We start from the raw sequence: 16,121 nt of genomic DNA, 5'->3' as shown, positions 1-16,121 counted from the left end.
CCAACCAAATCTCAGCACCACGCCTAAAATCAGCGGAAATTTCGTAAGGCATCGCCCCGTCTTTATCCAAACATTGACGGCGACTGGCCTGATTGTTGCTGATAACGTGGACGTCTTGTTGTCCCATGCCAGCGGTGACGCAATCCGTGGAACACCGACGTAATTTTGGGATCTGACTGGAGGGAAAAACCCGTAGTTTGCGCGTAAGTCAGCCGAAAGACCGCCTGATACGCCAGATCGTCCAGGGCCTCCCAGCGCACATGCAAGAGTACCGAGTCTCCTTGATTATCGGCCCGCTGCACAATGTGCCCGGTCACATCCACACCATTTAAAAAGATTTGAAATGAGTCGTTCACGCTCCACGAACTATCCCCAGACACGGTCACCGCACATCCTCCTTCACTCAAATCCACGACCCGCACCGGCACCACCCGATGACGGTATACGCCGTAGGTCGTGTAGTTCACGCGAAATCGCTCAGTTCGGCGCCAACGCGGCCAATCGACACTGACGGCCACGCCTGTGAGAATCGCAGCCGCATTGTACAGGGCCCAAAAAGCGGCCAGCACCAGAAAACCCACCGGTCCTGCCCCCATTTGCATTTGATGCCAACGGCGGATAGCGCCCAGGGCGGTCATCGCCAAAATGACCACAAAAACGGCCATGGACTGCCATGCCACTTGAGGACGGTCCGATGTTAGGTTTTTCTCGGTGACCCGAAAGGTTTGAGTTTTGCACCCGACCGTTTCACAAAATGCGGCCGCCGCCATCACCGGAGCCTGCACGACCTCATAAACGTGGCTCCACCATAGTGTGCGAGACCCCCGTGTAATGCGCCGAAAGGTCATCCATTGACTCAAAAACGCCGGAAGCCACAGACCGACAATCCACAAAGTGGGCGCCACCAAACTGCGGACATCGAAATCTAAATAAAGGAGAGGCGCTAAGAGATAAATCATTTTTTGCATCCCAAAATACCAATACAAAGTGCCTGAGAGATAAATCATCCGCTGCATCAGGCTGAGTCCTGGCAACGTTAACGGATTCCACTGTTTGAACACTTGAATATTCCCGCGGCACCACCGGGCGCGTTGATGCAGGAATTCTTGATACGACTCAGCAGCTAAGCCTTGTGCCACAACTTGGGGAACAAAACATCCTCGCCATCCCTGACTCTCGAGTAACACACTCGTCGCCGCATCTTCGGTAATCGTCCCGGTTGGAAAGCCGCCGATCGCTTCGAGGGCTTGGCGCCTAAAGGCGGCATTACTGCCTACAAAAAGCAACGCATTGACCTGGGCCCGTGCAGCCTGCAAGGAGCGCATGAAAAAGTCCTGCTCATTAGGTAGCGCCTCATATAATCCTAAATTATGCTGAAACGGATCATGATTAAAGAAGGCTTGGGGTGCTTGCGAAAACGCACATGGGGTATTTTGTAACACGGGTTTTACCAAAGTTTTGACCGCCTTGGGCTTTGGGACCATATCCGCATCGAAAATCACGACGAACTCGCTAGTCGTCTGCGCCAACGCCGCGTTTAAATTGCCGGCCTTGGCATCGGTGCGGGTCTTGCGTGATAAATAGCGCACCCCCATAACCTCAGCTAAGTGCTCAACAGCAGGACGCGCTCCGTCATCACAGACATAGATGTGCAGGCGGTCAGGCGGGTAATCTTGAAGGATACAGCCCGTCAGTGTGCGGCGCAAGATCGAGAGGTCCTCGTTGTAGGTCGGCACCAAAATATCTACCGTAGGCCAGAGTAAGGCCTTGGGCTCCGGATCCGGAAGCCACGATCTAGTAAGTGCCACGACTGGAGATAAAAAATGACCAATTGAAAGAGGCCAAGCAGTTCCGCTATCCATAGCAGCACAGAGGCCACACCGTCCCATAACGTGGCTCCATCCAGCGTCGTCATCCGAAACAGGAAATAGGCTGTACTCGTCATGACAGCCGCTACAATCCCAAACCGCCGCCCAAGGTCCTCGTCACCGCGAGTGAGAAGACCACCTATCAGAAGCACGAGTACCCATAAACCCAGCCACCATAAAGGCCATAAGAAGTCGATATTATGATAGTTCATATCCTTATAGAGGATAACAATTTCCTACTGAATGCTCTATGGTTCTCGCGATTTATTTTTTCATGAACTTATATTTGCCCAGCACAAATCCACAATGTCCGCGGTAAGGGCCAAAATTAAAGCAAATCGATAAAATGCAGCCCTCCCAACTATTGTCATGGAACCGAATTCGGTACGCGGTGCAGGACTTTTCCCAAATCGATGGCTCCTCGTTGTGCAACCCTTAGGAAATTCTTAAGAAGGACTTATCGTCCCTATGATACAATCACTCATAAGTCTAATGAACATGCCCAAGGCATGAATGCGGAGGTTTCGATGTCCCACCATGTGAATCAACCCACGCCCACGCGTGCGGCTAAAGCCTCGAATAAACGCGCCAAATGGCGCGTGCGGCCCGGACGCAGACGACGCCTTATGGCCTTGCTTCTCGTTATCATCGCGGTCTTAGCCGGTGCCTTGTGGTGGCTGTTTGATCCCTCTCGAGCCCTTAATACAGCACGCGTGAGCGCCTTGAACAAAGGCTATGCCTTAGGCCAACAACGCGTGACGATTTTGATGCTCGGCAATGCACTTAGCATTATTAATGGAAAAGATGTGACCAATCCGCATGTGCGTGACCGCACCGATGCCATGATGATCATAACCACACGCAAAATACGATCGTCAATTTCACGGGAGACGACCCCTTTGCGAAATCCATCGCTAGCGTGTTAGGCCCTCAAGGCACCACCACGTTATCCGACAGTCCTTATCACGACGTGCCCCATGTCGATATGATTATTACGTTGGGATCTGACTTTAAACCCTCATTCTAACGGCTATCCTCATGACGGAAGAAGCTCCCACATGTTGGGAGCTTCTTCCGTCATCTGGGAAAACGACCAACAAAAAACCCTGCCGGGCGCGGCGCTTTTGGGCAAAAGAGCCAAAGTTCTGTCATTGCTTAGTTCTCTTGGGGGTCGTTTATAATAAGAGTAACAGCATGTTTGGATAGTCTTTTGCCTTGCACTATCCCAAATCAGAACTTCTACACCCTCGACTTCTTGTCATACATCATGGCACAGCATTAACACCGTCGTTGCCGTTCAGGCACAGGAAATGTTTTGTAGTCTTCACACAAAAAGGAGAATGCCCTTGAAGCCGAAAGCCGGGCGTACGGTGTTTACTCGCCTCTTTCTGTCTCTATTTTGCAGACCCACAAAAGACACAACCCGTATCGGCCATTCTCGTCAATGAGGAAAGAGGTGCGTCATGGACCAATTCACCATCCCTCAAGTGCTTCGTGAAGCGAGCGACAAATATCCGGCTCAAGGCGTTTGGGCGGACAATCAATTCACGCCTTACCCGGACCTTTTAGAACGCGTGATACACTTGGCAGGGGCCTTAGACCAAATCGGCATACGCCCTGGCGACGTTGTCGGCGTGTTAGACGTCAATTCCTTGCGTCATCTTGAGTTGCACTATGCCCTGGCCATGCTTAAAGCCGTGATTCATCCTCTCAATTTCCGCCTCTCATTAAACGACTTAGAATACACTGTACGACTGGCTCATGATGAATGGCTGATTGTGGGACCAGATTTTATGTCCTTGGGCCATTCTTTGCGGCACATGGTGCCTCATCCTCTGATAAAGCCCGAAGACATTGAAGCGCATCGGCACGCTGACAACAAGCCCCTCATGACCCCTATCCATGAAAATGACCCCTATTCCCTGTGTTTTACTACCGGAACGACGGGACGTCCCAAAGCGACTCTTTACCGCCACCGCGATGTCCTACTATCATCGTGGCAAATGGTGCATCATTTGGCGCTCCATGATACCCCTGCACGTCTTGGAATGAATGAGGTCATCTTACCGCTGATTCCGTTCTTTCACATGCATGGGTGGGGCATCCCCTTCATTGCTCCTTATGTTGGCGCCTCTGTGGTGCTCGCAGGGAAAATATCCCCCCAAGAGCAAGCCGCTCTCATCTATCGTCACGGTGTCACCTGGAGCAACATGGTTCCGACCCAGCTGCAAGCCTTGCTCAACGTGTTGACAGACCCTCCGACGGAACCGCTGAAAGTGCTGACAGGGGGGATGCCCATCACAGCCGGCCTCGTGCGTCGTGCGAACGAACGTCACGTCGCCCTATCCGTCGTCTATGGCGGCGCCGATCAATTGGCAGCCGCCATCTCAGCCGTACCTCCCCATACGGCATTGTCCTCCGTAGAGCAGGCCACGGTGCTCGCCACCCGACTTTTGCCCCTCCCGATGGTCGAGATCCGCGTCTGTGATGAAGCTGGCCACGATGTCCCTCATGACGGGAAAAGCACGGGAGAACTGTGGGTAAAAAGCCCCTGGCTACCATCTGGGTATTGGCATAATCAGGCAGCAACGCTCTCACATTACCGCGAGGGCTACTTTGTTTCCGGAGATTTAGGGACCCCTTTCCCTGATGGCACAATTGCCGTCATCGACCGCCTCACCGAGGCGGTGAAATGGGAGAACCAATGGATCCCAACTCACTACTTGGAAACCATTATTTCGGAAATCGAAGGCATTGACCAAGTCGCCGTCTTACCCGTCATGAGCCCGCAGTGGGGCGACAAGCCCGTAGCCGTTGTACAAACGCGGCAGGCCATAGACCCCGAAATGGTCACCGCGTATTTGCACGACCAAGCCCTGGCTGGGCGTATCGCGCCGATATGGGTTCCCGAACGAATTTTCTATATTACCACCATGCCCCTAACCAGCGCCGGTAAGATTAACAAAGCCGATTTACTGGCCAAGCTTGACCAATTGCCCGAATATCCCGCGGTCTAATCAATAAGGGAGGATCCGTAAACGGAGCCTCCCCAAGGCCCACACGTCTTCAACGCGCAAAGCGACTGGGCTTTCCCTGCTATCAGGCGCCATGCCATGTCCCGACCAAGGTTTAGGCTATTCCTTCCCCTTCTGTTGGACGGCCAGAGGCCCGTGACTTTTTCGCGGTCATTTACGTTATGTTGATTAATAAACCACCGTACAGGGGGGCCAGCACCTTGCCATACAAAACATCCTGGGGTCTATTCCCCGCGCTACCGATCCTACTCACGTTAAGCGGTTGTGGACTGCAGCACACCGCAGCGCCCTATCATCCCCCCCATTCTAGCGCTTCTACAACACCGGCCAGCACAGGGATAACGCCATCTTCCCAAAGCACAGCGTCTGCCTCGCCGGCAGTGACCCCTTCGCCTACAACAACCATCACCGTGCAGAACGCGCCCCCGACCCAAATTGAATCGTGGGCCAAGCAGCATATCCTCTATATCCTAGGTCCCAGCAACGCCTATGATGTAAATCCGGGTGGCACCATTTTTCTTTTGCCAAAAGCCTTCCATATTCCCACCACGCTCCATCATTGGCCTTCTTCGCGGTTCCAAGCCGTGGCGGTCCTCACAAATCCAGGGATCCAATTAGGCACGGGAACCGGCACCTTATGGAATCAAATGACCTCGAGCATCTATTGGCTCAAGCCGGCTTCATCTTCTGTCCTTCCCCGCACTATCAGTGCCAGCACAGATCCCTCGTCAGTCTTCACAGTGCCCGCCGGCCAGTTATTTGCGGTACCGTGGCCAAGTTCCGCCTACCCCGAGCGCGTGTTGTTTCTAAAACCCCGGCACTTCAAGGTGCCCACAGAAGTCAACCACTGGCCATCTCATAATTTCCGTGTTGTGGCCGTCTATCCCGAAAAAGATCTCCCCGGCATGAGCCCATGGCTAAACCTGGCCCGCGTCATTCCAGAAGCCGCCGGACTCAACGCCCGTGCCACCCCTATCCCCCTATCCGCGTTGCCATCTGCCTTGTCCAATTATGCGGCTGTTCGCAACACGGTTGGCAAACGTCTAGCGCAGACCGCTGATGTCCCGGTTTACCTGCCCTCCCACCTTCTCCAAGGCTCTTATCATGGCGATTTAGACGTGAAGTATTCCGAAAAAAACCAGGGCTATTCAATCACCATTGGCGCAGGCCCTGCATTACCTGCTAATTCCCCTAAAATTGAGATAGGGAATGCCGAGCTTTTGGGAACCATCACCGCCATGCCCTGGTACCTACCCTTTCACGCCCGCCAAGACGATATGCCGCTTTATCCGGCGCCTCCCCACACCCAAGGCCTCAGCATTCCGCTCGCACCAGGCATCACCGGGATTCAATATACCGGCACAGAACTAATACCCACGCTCATTACCTGGCATGAAGATGGATGGACCATGAATTTTCTAGGCACCGGGGTATCTGCTAGCATCATCACCGGATCCGCCAAGTCCATCGCAAAGTCGTTAGTTGGAGCCAAGTTGCCCGGTACGCACGGACGGGCGACCTTTAGCATTGGGTCCGATGCGCCAAGCGAAGCCAGTTACGACCTTCACGGCACGCGGTATTTTATCTATGCCAATGGCTTTAAGGCTATGCAGCAATGGCGGTCAAAGCCTTATATCCCCGTGCTAAGGCTGCGTGTTCCGGCACGTTTTTGTACAAAATATCCGTCCTCACGCCGATATGCTCAAACGGAACGTCTGGCCCGGTAAAATCAAGGGGCTCCACAAAATAATGATCTGATGGCGATGATGGCAACAAGACGTGCTCCACCCATTGGTTCTGTCGGTCTTGCAACGCCGTGACAGCGCGACTTAAATCGTCCCCGTTCAAATGCGCCAATTGTGCTTCTCCTTGCCCAATCTCGGTCGGGAAGAACCCTGGCTCTTCGTGCACCTTCACCGTTTGCCCTGTACTCATGCGTTGCAGCAAAAACCAAACGCCTAACGAATTATCGACATCTTGGGTTCCAAACCGAATTCGGCCGCCCGTCAGATAAGCCGCCACATCGCCCAAGCAAGGACTGTTCCGTGACATCACCCGCATATCGGTGCGGTCAATCACGCCATCAGGAAACAAAGCAGGAAAGGCCACTGATAAGGCATACATGCCCCGAAAGAGCCCATCACAAGCATGGCCATGAAAGCGCACCAAATCGATCCCTGTAATCTTCTTGGCCCGGTCTGCATAGCGCCCGTGACTTGACACGGTATCACGCACCCAAAAGGTGGGCAACTCCGTTTGTTGAGCTGCTAGTGGCAGTACCACAAATCATCTGGCTTCGATATCATTACCCACTATCCTAATAGAGCCGCACTAGGATCTAAAATGTCATGACCGTGAACCCTTCCCGTGCGTAACGCGAAAACGCATCACGGGCAAATTCTAACTGCACGCCAAATTCTTGTGCCGTGTTCTCGACCTGCCATGCCTCGGCCTGGTTCGAACAGGCCCCCATCAAAATCCCTTGCTCCCGCAATTCAACCAGCATAGCCACGACCTCTTCTTCCGCATTCTCGAGAAGTTTGACGCCACCGGTAAACAAGAAGACTTCCACGGCATCAATTCCGTTGGCGTCCTTGGCTTCATGAATCCGTTTGGCCACATGAAGACCCGACATCACTTTCGCCTTTTGATCCCACCCTGATACAATAACAATCGCAATTTTTCCTGCCACCGAGCTCATCTTCTTTCACTGGAATGTGTGATTCATGTTTCCATATCAGTTTTATATAGCTATTTGGTTATCTGTCATGTGCGGTAAACGGCCCCTTTTAAGCGCTTTTTAGGGGAGCGTGAGTGAACAAGTGCTGGACAGCCAAATTGCCAGCGTTTGCCCAGTCTCACCGTCAGCCCTCTCGTTATTTCTCAGATCTCTTTCGTTTGCTCGACGAGCCAATCATGCAGTTTTGACCACCGCCGGTCCGACGGCTTGGCGTGGATAGCCATGGCGATGGCTTTGGGTTGTCCCACAATCACCACGAGCTTTTTGCCGCGAGTCACGGCCGTATACAGCAAGTTGCGACGCAGCATCAGATAGTGCTGGGTGGTGATAGGAATCACGACCGCTGGGTATTCCGAGCCTTGGGCCTTGTGAATCGTGATGGCATAGGCTGGCACGATTTCATCGAGATCATCAAACCCATAAAGCACATCACGGTCATCAATCCGAATTGTCATGGTCTGATCTTCGAGATGCATGGCACTAATCCACCCGATATCCCCGTTAAAGACTTCGCGCTCATAATTGTTGACCAGCTGCATGACCTTATCGCCTACCCCGTAGCGCCATCCAAAGCGCATCACACTTTGCTCGGTGGGGGGATTAAGACGCTGTTGCAAAAGCATATTAAGCTGACGTGCACCCGTATCCCCACGGTTCATGGGACAAAGCACTTGCACATCTCTAATAGGGTCGAGATGAAATTGCGCGGGAATGCGTTCTGCCACCAAGCGCACAATTTTCTCTGCTACCTCAGCCGGTTCGTGTGCGGGTACGACATAGAAATCTTGCAACAGTTCGGGGGAGGCATGGCCTAAAGGCATTTGCCCCTGATTAATGCGGTGCGCATTCATGACAATGCGGCTCGACGCTGCTTGTCGAAACACTTCGTGAAGCCGGACCGCAGGCACAGCCTGAGAGGTCAAGATGTCACGAAAGACTTGGCCAGGCCCTACCGAGGGAATTTGGTCCACGTCTCCCACCAGCAACACGCTAGCGTCTTGGGGAATCGCTTTCAATAAATGATGCATCAGGGTCACATCAATCATCGAACACTCATCGACGACAATGACATCGCCCTCCAGCGGCGTTTCTTCATTGCGGGTAAAGCGGCCTTCATGGGGATTAAACTGCAAGAGCCGGTGAATGGTCTGCGCCGCAATTCCTGTGGTTTCGCTCAAACGTTTGGCAGCGCGCCCGGTCGGAGCGCACAAAAGGGGTTGAACGCCTTTCGCGCGTAAGATGGTTAAAATGGCATTGACCAAGGTGGTTTTGCCCACCCCGGGTCCTCCGGTAATCACCAAGACCTTGGTTGATAGGGCTTGACGCACCGCTTCTTTTTGACTCTCTGCCAATGCAATCCCTAAGCGTTCCTCTGCCCACCAGGTAGCTTTCTCTGCGTCAATGCCAGCCCACGGCGGAGACCCGTGACTGAGAGTGTGCAAACGCTGGGCAATGGCGCGCTCCGCATAGGCTAAAGAGGCTAAAAACACCACCTGCCGACCTTGAGTGGGGGCAATGACCACCGTTCCCCTTGACGTTTCATGCGCAATGGCTTCCTCCACCAAGTCCGGAGGTACATCGAGCAGCGTCGCGGCTTGCGTCATCAAGTCCTCGGTAGGCAAGCCACAGTGCCCCTCTTGCGTAGCTTCCAACAAGGCAAAACTGACTCCCGCTTGCACCCGAATCGCTGCCGTTTTCGCAATACCTAAGTGTTCTGCAATGCGGTCGGCGCTTTTAAATCCGATTCCTCGGATATCTCGGGCCAGGCGGTATGGATTTTCTTGGACCGTGGCTATTGCGTCATCTCCATAAGTTTTAAAAATTCTCACCGCCTGAGCCGTCGACACGCCGTGCCCATGCAAGAACACCATAATCTGGCGAATAACTTTTTGATCTGACCACGCCTGGCAAATCCTTGCTACGCGCTTTGGACCAATTCCCGGAACCTCTCGTAGCCGATCGGGCGTTTGTTCGATGACCGTAAACACTTGCGTGCCGAATGCCTCAACCAGCCTTTGTGCATACACCGCGCCAATGCCTTTGACCATGCCTGAGGCTAAATATTTTTGGATCCCTAAAACGGTTTGCGGGGGAATAATGTGGAGAAGACGCGCACGAAACTGACGTCCGTATTCGCGGTCGACCACCCAGTAACCTCTCGCCATCACGCTTTCTCCCGGCGTGACCGCCGATGCTTGTCCGGTTACGGGCACCAAGTCCTTCAGTTCTGGAATTTTGACCTGCAAGACGCAAAATCCCGTCTCGGGGCTATGATACGTCACACGTTCAATTGTGCCTTCCAGCGTATCTTCCGCAGCAACCTGCGACTCCATCGCATCCTCCTTTATCCCTTTCTCATACGAGAAGACGTTGACACCCCAACGCACCTTATGTATTATTCATGAAGTCGAGAGTCCGACCATTTTGAGGTTATGCTGACACGAATTATTATCGCCAACAAGCAAATAGGCGACCTATGACTTTGAGTTCATAATGGTCAGTAACACACACAGCCACCCACTCGTTCTTCCAAAGGATATGACACAAAAGGGACTGTGAGGTCATTGCTAGCAAAGCTCGTACCTTGTAATGTCCAGCCCGCCATGCTTTCGCAATATGTTTTTCGATAGCTTCAACGGTTTTTACGCTGAAAAATAAGGAGAAAGAATTACGGTGCTAGCCTGAAGAGGATCAAAGGCTGGTTGTGTCACGGGGTTTCTAACATGCACCGTTATACTTGCGCACGACCATCCCTTCAGGCCATTACAACGGGGACCCCAACCGCATGTGTGTTGTTGTCAGTACGAATGTTCTTAAGGACATCTACCCTCAAACCTTCATCCATCCGTGGATCTCGCCGTGGTCTAGGATCTCCCTGTTTCAAACCGCTATTCCATTTGGCTCCTGTTTTTTGCCCCTAGGTCTTTAGCCTTTAACACATAAGAGCTGTTTCAGCTGATAAACAGGCTCTACGAGATCATGTTGGGCGGCCATCACGGCATCAATATCTTTATACGCTGCCGGAATTTCATCAACAATAGCGGCATCTTTACGACTCTCTACCCCTGCTGTTTGACTTTCGAGATCGGCTGTCGTAAAGCGGCGCTTGGCTTCGCCTCGCGACATCTGGCGGCCTGCGCCGTGCGAGCACGAAAAGTAAGAATCAGGATTGCCCTTGCCGCGCACAATGTAACTGTGAGTGCCCATACTCCCAGGAATAATTCCCCATTCGCCACGTCTCGCCGATACGGCACCTTTGCGCGTCACATAAGCTACCGATCCATCAATCGTCATTTCTTCAACATAATTGTGGTGACAATTGATGCTCTGCACGACCTCTGCGTGCTGCGGAAGAAAAGGCGCCACCGCGTTCCACAACAAACTCAACATCATATCCCGATTCGTCCGGGCGTAATCTTGAGCCCATGCCAACGCCGTAATGTACTGTGCAAATGACTCTGATCCAGCAACCAGCCAGGCAAGGTCTGGGTCGGGTAACGTATCGCCGCGTCCTTCGGATTCTTGACGCGCCAACTGGATTGCCACTTCCGCTAATACTTTACCGACGTGGCGAGATCCCGAATGCAGCATCAGCCACACCGTTCCCTCTTGATCCATTTGCACTTCGATAAAGTGATTACCGCCGCCCAATGTGCCAATTTGTTTCCACAAGACGCCTTGTGTCTCGTATTGGACTTTCTTGGAAAATTTTTGCGAAAGCAACAAGCCATGATACCGTTCCCGTAAAGTCCGAAGACGCTGTTCAAAGGTCTGATGGGTATCCAGAGACAAGACGTCGTCTAACACACGGTCATTTTTATGCGAAGCAAACCCGACAGGGATGGCCGCTTCAATGGCAGAACGCATCGAAGCCAGAGTATCCGGCAATTGGTCAACCGTAATGTTAGTCCGGATAGCAGCCATCCCACAACCAATGTCCACGCCCACTGCAGCTGGAATAATAGCGCCTCGCGTCGGTACCACACTGCCAACGGTGGCTCCCTTTCCCCAATGCACATCGGGCATAATCGCTATAGGCCCGGCTAAAATTGGCAACTGGGCCATCGTGACAATTTGCTGTTGGGCTTTTTCCTCGATCGGCAATCCGTCAATGGTCCACATGCGCACGTGGTCCAAGGCTTCCACCTGTCCCTTTCTGGTCACTAGCCACCCGTGGTCGAAGTGCTCCTCCTTGCGTTCCGGTTTCCAGTCTACCATAGACGACACAACACCGTGGTTGGCCATTCGTAGGTTAGTGCGCTTAGAAAACCAATCACCAGAAATAAGTTGAAGGCCGAACTATGCGGCAGATGGAAGTAAGGCAGACGCATGGGTCTGGGATGTCACGTCAACGGGAAACTTCCATAGACCACAACGGGCTATCATGCGATGAGCAAACGGCAGCGGATGATTGATTCATAAGGGGCTTTTCTATGGCCTCGCCTATCTCTTATAGAGGCCTGCTGCGCACAGTTTAGTACACGGCTCGCAGGCCTTCATGTGACTTTTGTTGGGCAACAACATTAAAACCGCCTTCTACAGACGCGGACGGGCACGGCTCCTGTGTAATCGGCGCGTCTAGGGGCCCGAATGCTACAGCAAATGACGCTACATATCTGAGACTTGCCGCGGTCGCCCACGCCAGTATGCCGCTGATATGATGCAAGTGGAAAACCTCAATGCACGACGACACAGCATGGCTCGTAATCCATATTAGGTCCAGCACGCCCTATAAAGAAAAAAGGTCTTAGAGCGGTCCTCTCTAAGGCCTAGGACACCTTGCGCAAGAATTCTTAGTCGAGCAAATCATTAATTTTCGACCCGGGATCCTTCTTTAACATGACAATGCCCATTATTAAGAGGTATAGCCACGCGATGAGAGAAAAACCCCGACCAAACGAATACTGCGCGAATTGAAGATGGCCAACTAAGGGCGCCTTGTTAATGCCAAACGGCAATGCCACCAATCCTGAGACAAAGTACATGGTCATGTTGTACGCCGTAAAGAGAATCGGCAATAGATAGTACCGGCGCAGCCCAAGTAGATACACCACTGCAATCAACCCGTAAGTTGCCGTTTCAATATCAATCCAGTACGAGACAATAGGGGTAGAGCCAGGGCTGGCAAACAAGTGCGCGGCAACGTCCACCAGCGCGAAAAATACCATCGATAACCGCAGCCAGTCGAGTCCTGGATGTTGTGGCGAAATAATGTGGGTCGCAGGCTCTTTGGCAGGATTCTTCATGGGATTCGTCATCACAGCCACATCCTTTCTTTTGGCAAAACCATAATGATTACAAAACAAGCATACTATCATGCCAACTTTGTGAAGTGGGTCACAAGGCCTGAGATCTCCAGACATCGGTCGCTAGGTCGAAGGTCTAATGGTCCCCCACTCTACGGCTGAAAGGCCTTACGGTTTATGGGCATCGGACGTCTTAGAAGCACCTATATCCATCAATGACGAGTAATGCGTTCAACTTATTAAGATAATACCAAACGGTCACACGCAAACCTACCACCAGCGCGTCTTGAATAGAGATTATCCATGGCTCCATGCATAATAAGGTATAATGGGACCATAGAATGGTGGGCTTTTCATTTTTTACAGCGTTTTCCGCCCGACACAAACGAACCCTTTGCACCCGTCCTTATGCCTCGCGCCATTTGTAGAAAACCGCACCACATACACACGTCTGGGTAACCGGACACGGCTAAGGCGTGAACACGACGCACACGGATTAGAAAAGGGGAGTGGTCTCAACGACAAGCGACAACCAGTACACAAGCGCAGAAGCTCCAGGCACCATGATGACATGGACAGCCGATCAAGAAGCGTTTCTTAACGTGCTTGAGCACACCAACTGGCAGCGCATTGCGCTCATTGCTCCAGCTGGGACCGGTAAAACCACCGTGCTCGAAGAATTCGCCAGGCGTTTGGGACGCGCAGCTCCCGTCCTCTTTCTGGTCTCCACCCACCAAACCAAAGCGTTGGTTCAAGACCACCTGCCAGCCCCCATTGCAGTCAAAACCTTTGCAGACCTCGCCCATGACAGTTTTCCTGGCTCCGACGAGGTGTCTTCCTGGAGCTTGCCGCAACTCCGTCAAGTGATTGCCCCACAGATTGACCAATTCGGCACCTTATATGCCGACGATGTCCAGCAATGGATTCGGGAGTACTGTCTCGTCCCGGGGGACGAGCCGTGGAGTACGTGGGCTCAAACCAAAGCCCATGCCTTCGATGGCCCAAGCGTCCATGAGCGCTTAACCGCGCTCATCTCCGATGGACAAGCTCTATGGGACGCCTGTGAAACTCAAGCCTTGCCGTATCTTTCCGAGATGTTGCTCAAACGCTTTGTACGTCAGCATCCCGTACATGATATCCCCTTCATTATTGTGGACGAAGCGGAAAATGCGGGGGTTATCTTTAAGCAGTGGCTGGCCATGCAAACGGCGCGCGAAATCTTAGCAGCAGACCCGACGGGTATCGAATCTAAAGACCCTACAGAGCCAAACCTTCTGCTTGACCTCCCCGTGGACCACGTCTTTACTCTGGACGCTTCCTTCCGCTTGGCGGATGGCGCTGCCGAACGCGCCACACGTATTATGAACTGGCGCACAAATCGCCCCACGCTCAAAGGTCTAGGCGCTTGTGAAGTCAAAGTCCAAGATAGCATAGTGGGAAGGCGGCCTTTAACGCTGATTGCCCGCTATAATATGAGCCTCCTCGAGAAAATGATTGATATCAGCATGGCGTATCACAGTACGTTTCTCTATTTCTATTGGGATGCCAGCGGCTTATGGCAAGACGTCAACAGCGCTTACCGGCTATGGGCCCGGGAACGTGGATTTAGTTGGACATGGCATGGCGAACGCTGGACCAACTATCATGAATGGCTGCAAAAAATGACTGTAGCCAAAAATTCGGAGGCCATAACCTTAGCTTCCCTTATTAAGAAACACGGCAGGCGCCTGCCCGTTATCATGCAGCAAGTCCAAAATCAGATTGTCGACACCATCGAACCGACGACCGTCGTTCTAACCACGGCGGAAAATGCTCGCGGGCGCGAGTGGGACATGGTACAAATCCTGGACGACTTTATTCCGCTGCCACAATTGAGCCTCGCATACAAAACGCGGCGTCAAACGCGTCAGCATGCGTTAAGCGCTCCGCGCGCGGCCTACGAGGTACAATTGTTGTATCTTGCCATGACCCGTGCCCGCCGCACCTTATGGATTCCCTCATCGGTTGATACCTGGCTACACCCTACCTGGCAAACGTTCTTTGACAACGTTTTGAGCGCCCAGCAGCGCGCTTTGTGGAACCTTCACGAAAATTACGAGCAAACTGCTGAACAGGTTGTGCAAGGAGGCAAATGGACCGCGGATGAGCTCGCGCGTGCTTGGGCTTTGATGCAAGAACACTGGTCACATTGGAGTGGAAATCAGCCTTGGCCCGGTGATGAAATTTGGGAGTGAATTGAAAAACCGAGCCGTCTGTGTCCTAGTCGGCTCGGTGGTTCTAAGCAGAGGTTTACGCATTCAATCCCAGTTGCGCCAGTAACGTCGCCTTCGGCAACGCTCCGACCACACGTCTGGTCTCTTTACCACCATCAAATCGTAAAATGGTGGGAATGCCTTGCACATTGAACCGGCGAGCCAGCCCGGGATTCTCATCCACATTGACTTTAGCCACCTGTACCGCATCCGGACGCTCTTCCGCTAATGCATCAAGCACAGGACTTACGCGTAAACACGGTTGGCACCATGGCGCCCAAAAATCTACCACTAACGGCTTAGTGGCATTGGCTGTTAACGCATCGAAGCTCTGCTCAGTGGCCGTAATCACGGCATTACTCATGTAAGCGACTCCACCTTTCCGGGATTAGGCGCCATTTTAGCCTCACTCATCTATATGGCCGGTGTTCCGCACCCTCTTGTTTGGCGCATTGCGTTAGGCACCGGGGCTTTGCCCTCTCTGTCCGTGAAGTACCTGCGTCGGCGCGTTCCCGTAACAGCCCGCTATCTCGTCCGAATCGCGGGCGACAATGCCGCTGCCGAATCTGTCATTGCTAGCGTTGATCAATCCACCCACAACCACACCGCATGGGAAGAGTCCATGTTGCGGGACCAAAAAGGTTTTGGCTATTACTTCGCGACGCATGCCCGTGAATTCATCATCGCTTCGGTGCTGTGGTTTCTTTTTGACATCGTAGGCTATGCGGGGAACTTGTTTGGCCCCTCGCTGCTCGCTAAAGGTATTGGGCTGACCACCGGCACGTTTGGTTTGGTCATGTTTGCCGTGTTTTCGCTGCCAGGCAAAGCCTTGGCTATTGGGCCCATCGACCGCTGGGGCCGCAAGCCTCTGCAAGTGTGGGGTTCCGTAGGCTGGTTGCTCTCATCTTATTCATTACGCTGCACGGTCGCATTATCGCCTTTCCACTGCTCGGTTTGATGATTTATGGGGCATATACCGT

12 protein-coding genes are annotated in these 16,121 nt (G+C 52.7%); 4 read left to right on the top strand and 8 right to left on the bottom strand.

The features are described 5' to 3' along the window. Nucleotides 1-62: 62 nt before the first annotated feature. Together ORD20_RS00240 and ORD20_RS00235 are read right to left on the bottom strand one after the other, a co-directional pair. The gene (locus ORD20_RS00240) at nucleotides 63-1,736 is read right to left on the bottom strand and encodes a glycosyltransferase (RefSeq protein ID WP_158246141.1); all 1,674 of its coding nucleotides are present in this window, start codon (nucleotides 1,734-1,736) and stop codon (nucleotides 63-65) included. Nucleotides 1,737-1,744: 8 nt separating this feature from the next. After that, nucleotides 1,745-2,080, bottom strand: a complete 336-nt coding sequence (locus ORD20_RS00235) for a hypothetical protein (RefSeq protein ID WP_158246142.1) — start codon at nucleotides 2,078-2,080, stop codon at nucleotides 1,745-1,747. Between the two features lie 315 nt (nucleotides 2,081-2,395). Here ORD20_RS00235 and ORD20_RS00230 point away from each other — a divergent pair, with 315 nt between their 5' ends. Both ORD20_RS00230 and ORD20_RS00225 read left to right on the top strand, forming a co-directional pair. After that, complete coding sequence (locus ORD20_RS00230) at nucleotides 2,396-2,794, top strand: hypothetical protein (RefSeq protein ID WP_430626389.1); 399 nt, start codon at nucleotides 2,396-2,398, stop codon at nucleotides 2,792-2,794. Between the two features lie 537 nt (nucleotides 2,795-3,331). After that, nucleotides 3,332-4,885, top strand: a complete 1,554-nt coding sequence (locus ORD20_RS00225; protein ID WP_103374275.1) for an AMP-binding protein — start codon at nucleotides 3,332-3,334, stop codon at nucleotides 4,883-4,885. A gap of 1,623 nt (nucleotides 4,886-6,508) precedes the next feature. Here ORD20_RS00225 and ORD20_RS00220 read toward each other — a convergent pair. The 5 genes from ORD20_RS00220 to ORD20_RS00200 form a co-directional block, all read right to left on the bottom strand. Next, the gene (locus ORD20_RS00220) at nucleotides 6,509-7,186 is read right to left on the bottom strand and encodes a formylmethanofuran dehydrogenase subunit E family protein (RefSeq protein WP_430626388.1); all 678 of its coding nucleotides are present in this window, start codon (nucleotides 7,184-7,186) and stop codon (nucleotides 6,509-6,511) included. A gap of 55 nt (nucleotides 7,187-7,241) precedes the next feature. Continuing rightward, nucleotides 7,242-7,595, bottom strand: coding sequence for a hypothetical protein (locus ORD20_RS00215; RefSeq protein WP_242968256.1), 354 nt, complete (start codon nucleotides 7,593-7,595; stop codon nucleotides 7,242-7,244). Between the two features lie 191 nt (nucleotides 7,596-7,786). Then, complete coding sequence (gene recD2, locus ORD20_RS00210; RefSeq protein ID WP_103374279.1) at nucleotides 7,787-9,976, bottom strand: SF1B family DNA helicase RecD2; 2,190 nt, start codon at nucleotides 9,974-9,976, stop codon at nucleotides 7,787-7,789. Between the two features lie 592 nt (nucleotides 9,977-10,568). Then, on the bottom strand, nucleotides 10,569-11,861 hold the full coding sequence (locus ORD20_RS00205) for an RtcB family protein (protein ID WP_103374285.1): 1,293 nt from the start codon (nucleotides 11,859-11,861) through the stop codon (nucleotides 10,569-10,571). Nucleotides 11,862-12,436: 575 nt separating this feature from the next. Next, nucleotides 12,437-12,901, bottom strand: a complete 465-nt coding sequence (locus tag ORD20_RS00200; RefSeq protein ID WP_242968258.1) for a hypothetical protein — start codon at nucleotides 12,899-12,901, stop codon at nucleotides 12,437-12,439. A gap of 551 nt (nucleotides 12,902-13,452) precedes the next feature. Between ORD20_RS00200 and ORD20_RS00195 the strand changes: the two genes are divergently transcribed. After that, on the top strand, nucleotides 13,453-15,123 hold the full coding sequence (locus tag ORD20_RS00195; protein ID WP_103374280.1) for an AAA family ATPase: 1,671 nt from the start codon (nucleotides 13,453-13,455) through the stop codon (nucleotides 15,121-15,123). A gap of 55 nt (nucleotides 15,124-15,178) precedes the next feature. Here the strand turns inward: ORD20_RS00195 and trxA are convergent, their stop codons facing one another. After that, nucleotides 15,179-15,505, bottom strand: a complete 327-nt coding sequence (trxA, locus tag ORD20_RS00190; RefSeq protein WP_103374281.1) for a thioredoxin — start codon at nucleotides 15,503-15,505, stop codon at nucleotides 15,179-15,181. 54 nt (nucleotides 15,506-15,559) lie between these two features. On the opposite strand from trxA, the gene ORD20_RS00185 reads away from it, so the two are divergent. Beyond that, on the top strand, nucleotides 15,560-16,099 hold the full coding sequence (locus ORD20_RS00185; RefSeq protein ID WP_430626387.1) for an MFS transporter: 540 nt from the start codon (nucleotides 15,560-15,562) through the stop codon (nucleotides 16,097-16,099). The last annotated feature ends 22 nt before the right edge of the window (nucleotides 16,100-16,121 follow it).

Origin of the sequence: Sulfobacillus thermotolerans, from assembly GCF_039623705.1 — a bacterium.
Classification (GTDB): Bacteria; Bacillota; Sulfobacillia; order Sulfobacillales; family Sulfobacillaceae; genus Sulfobacillus; species Sulfobacillus thermotolerans.
Note: the sequence above shows the minus strand (reverse complement) of the source record. Positions and strands in the feature narration are given on the sequence as shown.

Bases quoted from the DNA above. Each gene is read 5' to 3' on its own strand.
- ORD20_RS00235 (WP_158246142.1), bottom strand. From the start codon at position 2,080: ATGAACTATCATAATATCGACTTCTTATGGCCTTTATGGTGGCTGGGT.
- ORD20_RS00230 (WP_430626389.1), top strand. From the start codon at position 2,396: ATGTCCCACCATGTGAATCAACCCACGCCCACGCGTGCGGCTAAAGCC.
- ORD20_RS00225 (WP_103374275.1), top strand. From the start codon at position 3,332: ATGGACCAATTCACCATCCCTCAAGTGCTTCGTGAAGCGAGCGACAAA.
- recD2 (WP_103374279.1), bottom strand. From the start codon at position 9,976: ATGGAGTCGCAGGTTGCTGCGGAAGATACGCTGGAAGGCACAATTGAA.
- ORD20_RS00205 (WP_103374285.1), bottom strand. From the start codon at position 11,861: ATGGTAGACTGGAAACCGGAACGCAAGGAGGAGCACTTCGACCACGGG.
- ORD20_RS00200 (WP_242968258.1), bottom strand. From the start codon at position 12,901: ATGACGAATCCCATGAAGAATCCTGCCAAAGAGCCTGCGACCCACATT.
- ORD20_RS00195 (WP_103374280.1), top strand. From the start codon at position 13,453: ATGATGACATGGACAGCCGATCAAGAAGCGTTTCTTAACGTGCTTGAG.
- trxA (WP_103374281.1), bottom strand. From the start codon at position 15,505: ATGAGTAATGCCGTGATTACGGCCACTGAGCAGAGCTTCGATGCGTTA.
- ORD20_RS00185 (WP_430626387.1), top strand. From the start codon at position 15,560: ATGGCCGGTGTTCCGCACCCTCTTGTTTGGCGCATTGCGTTAGGCACC.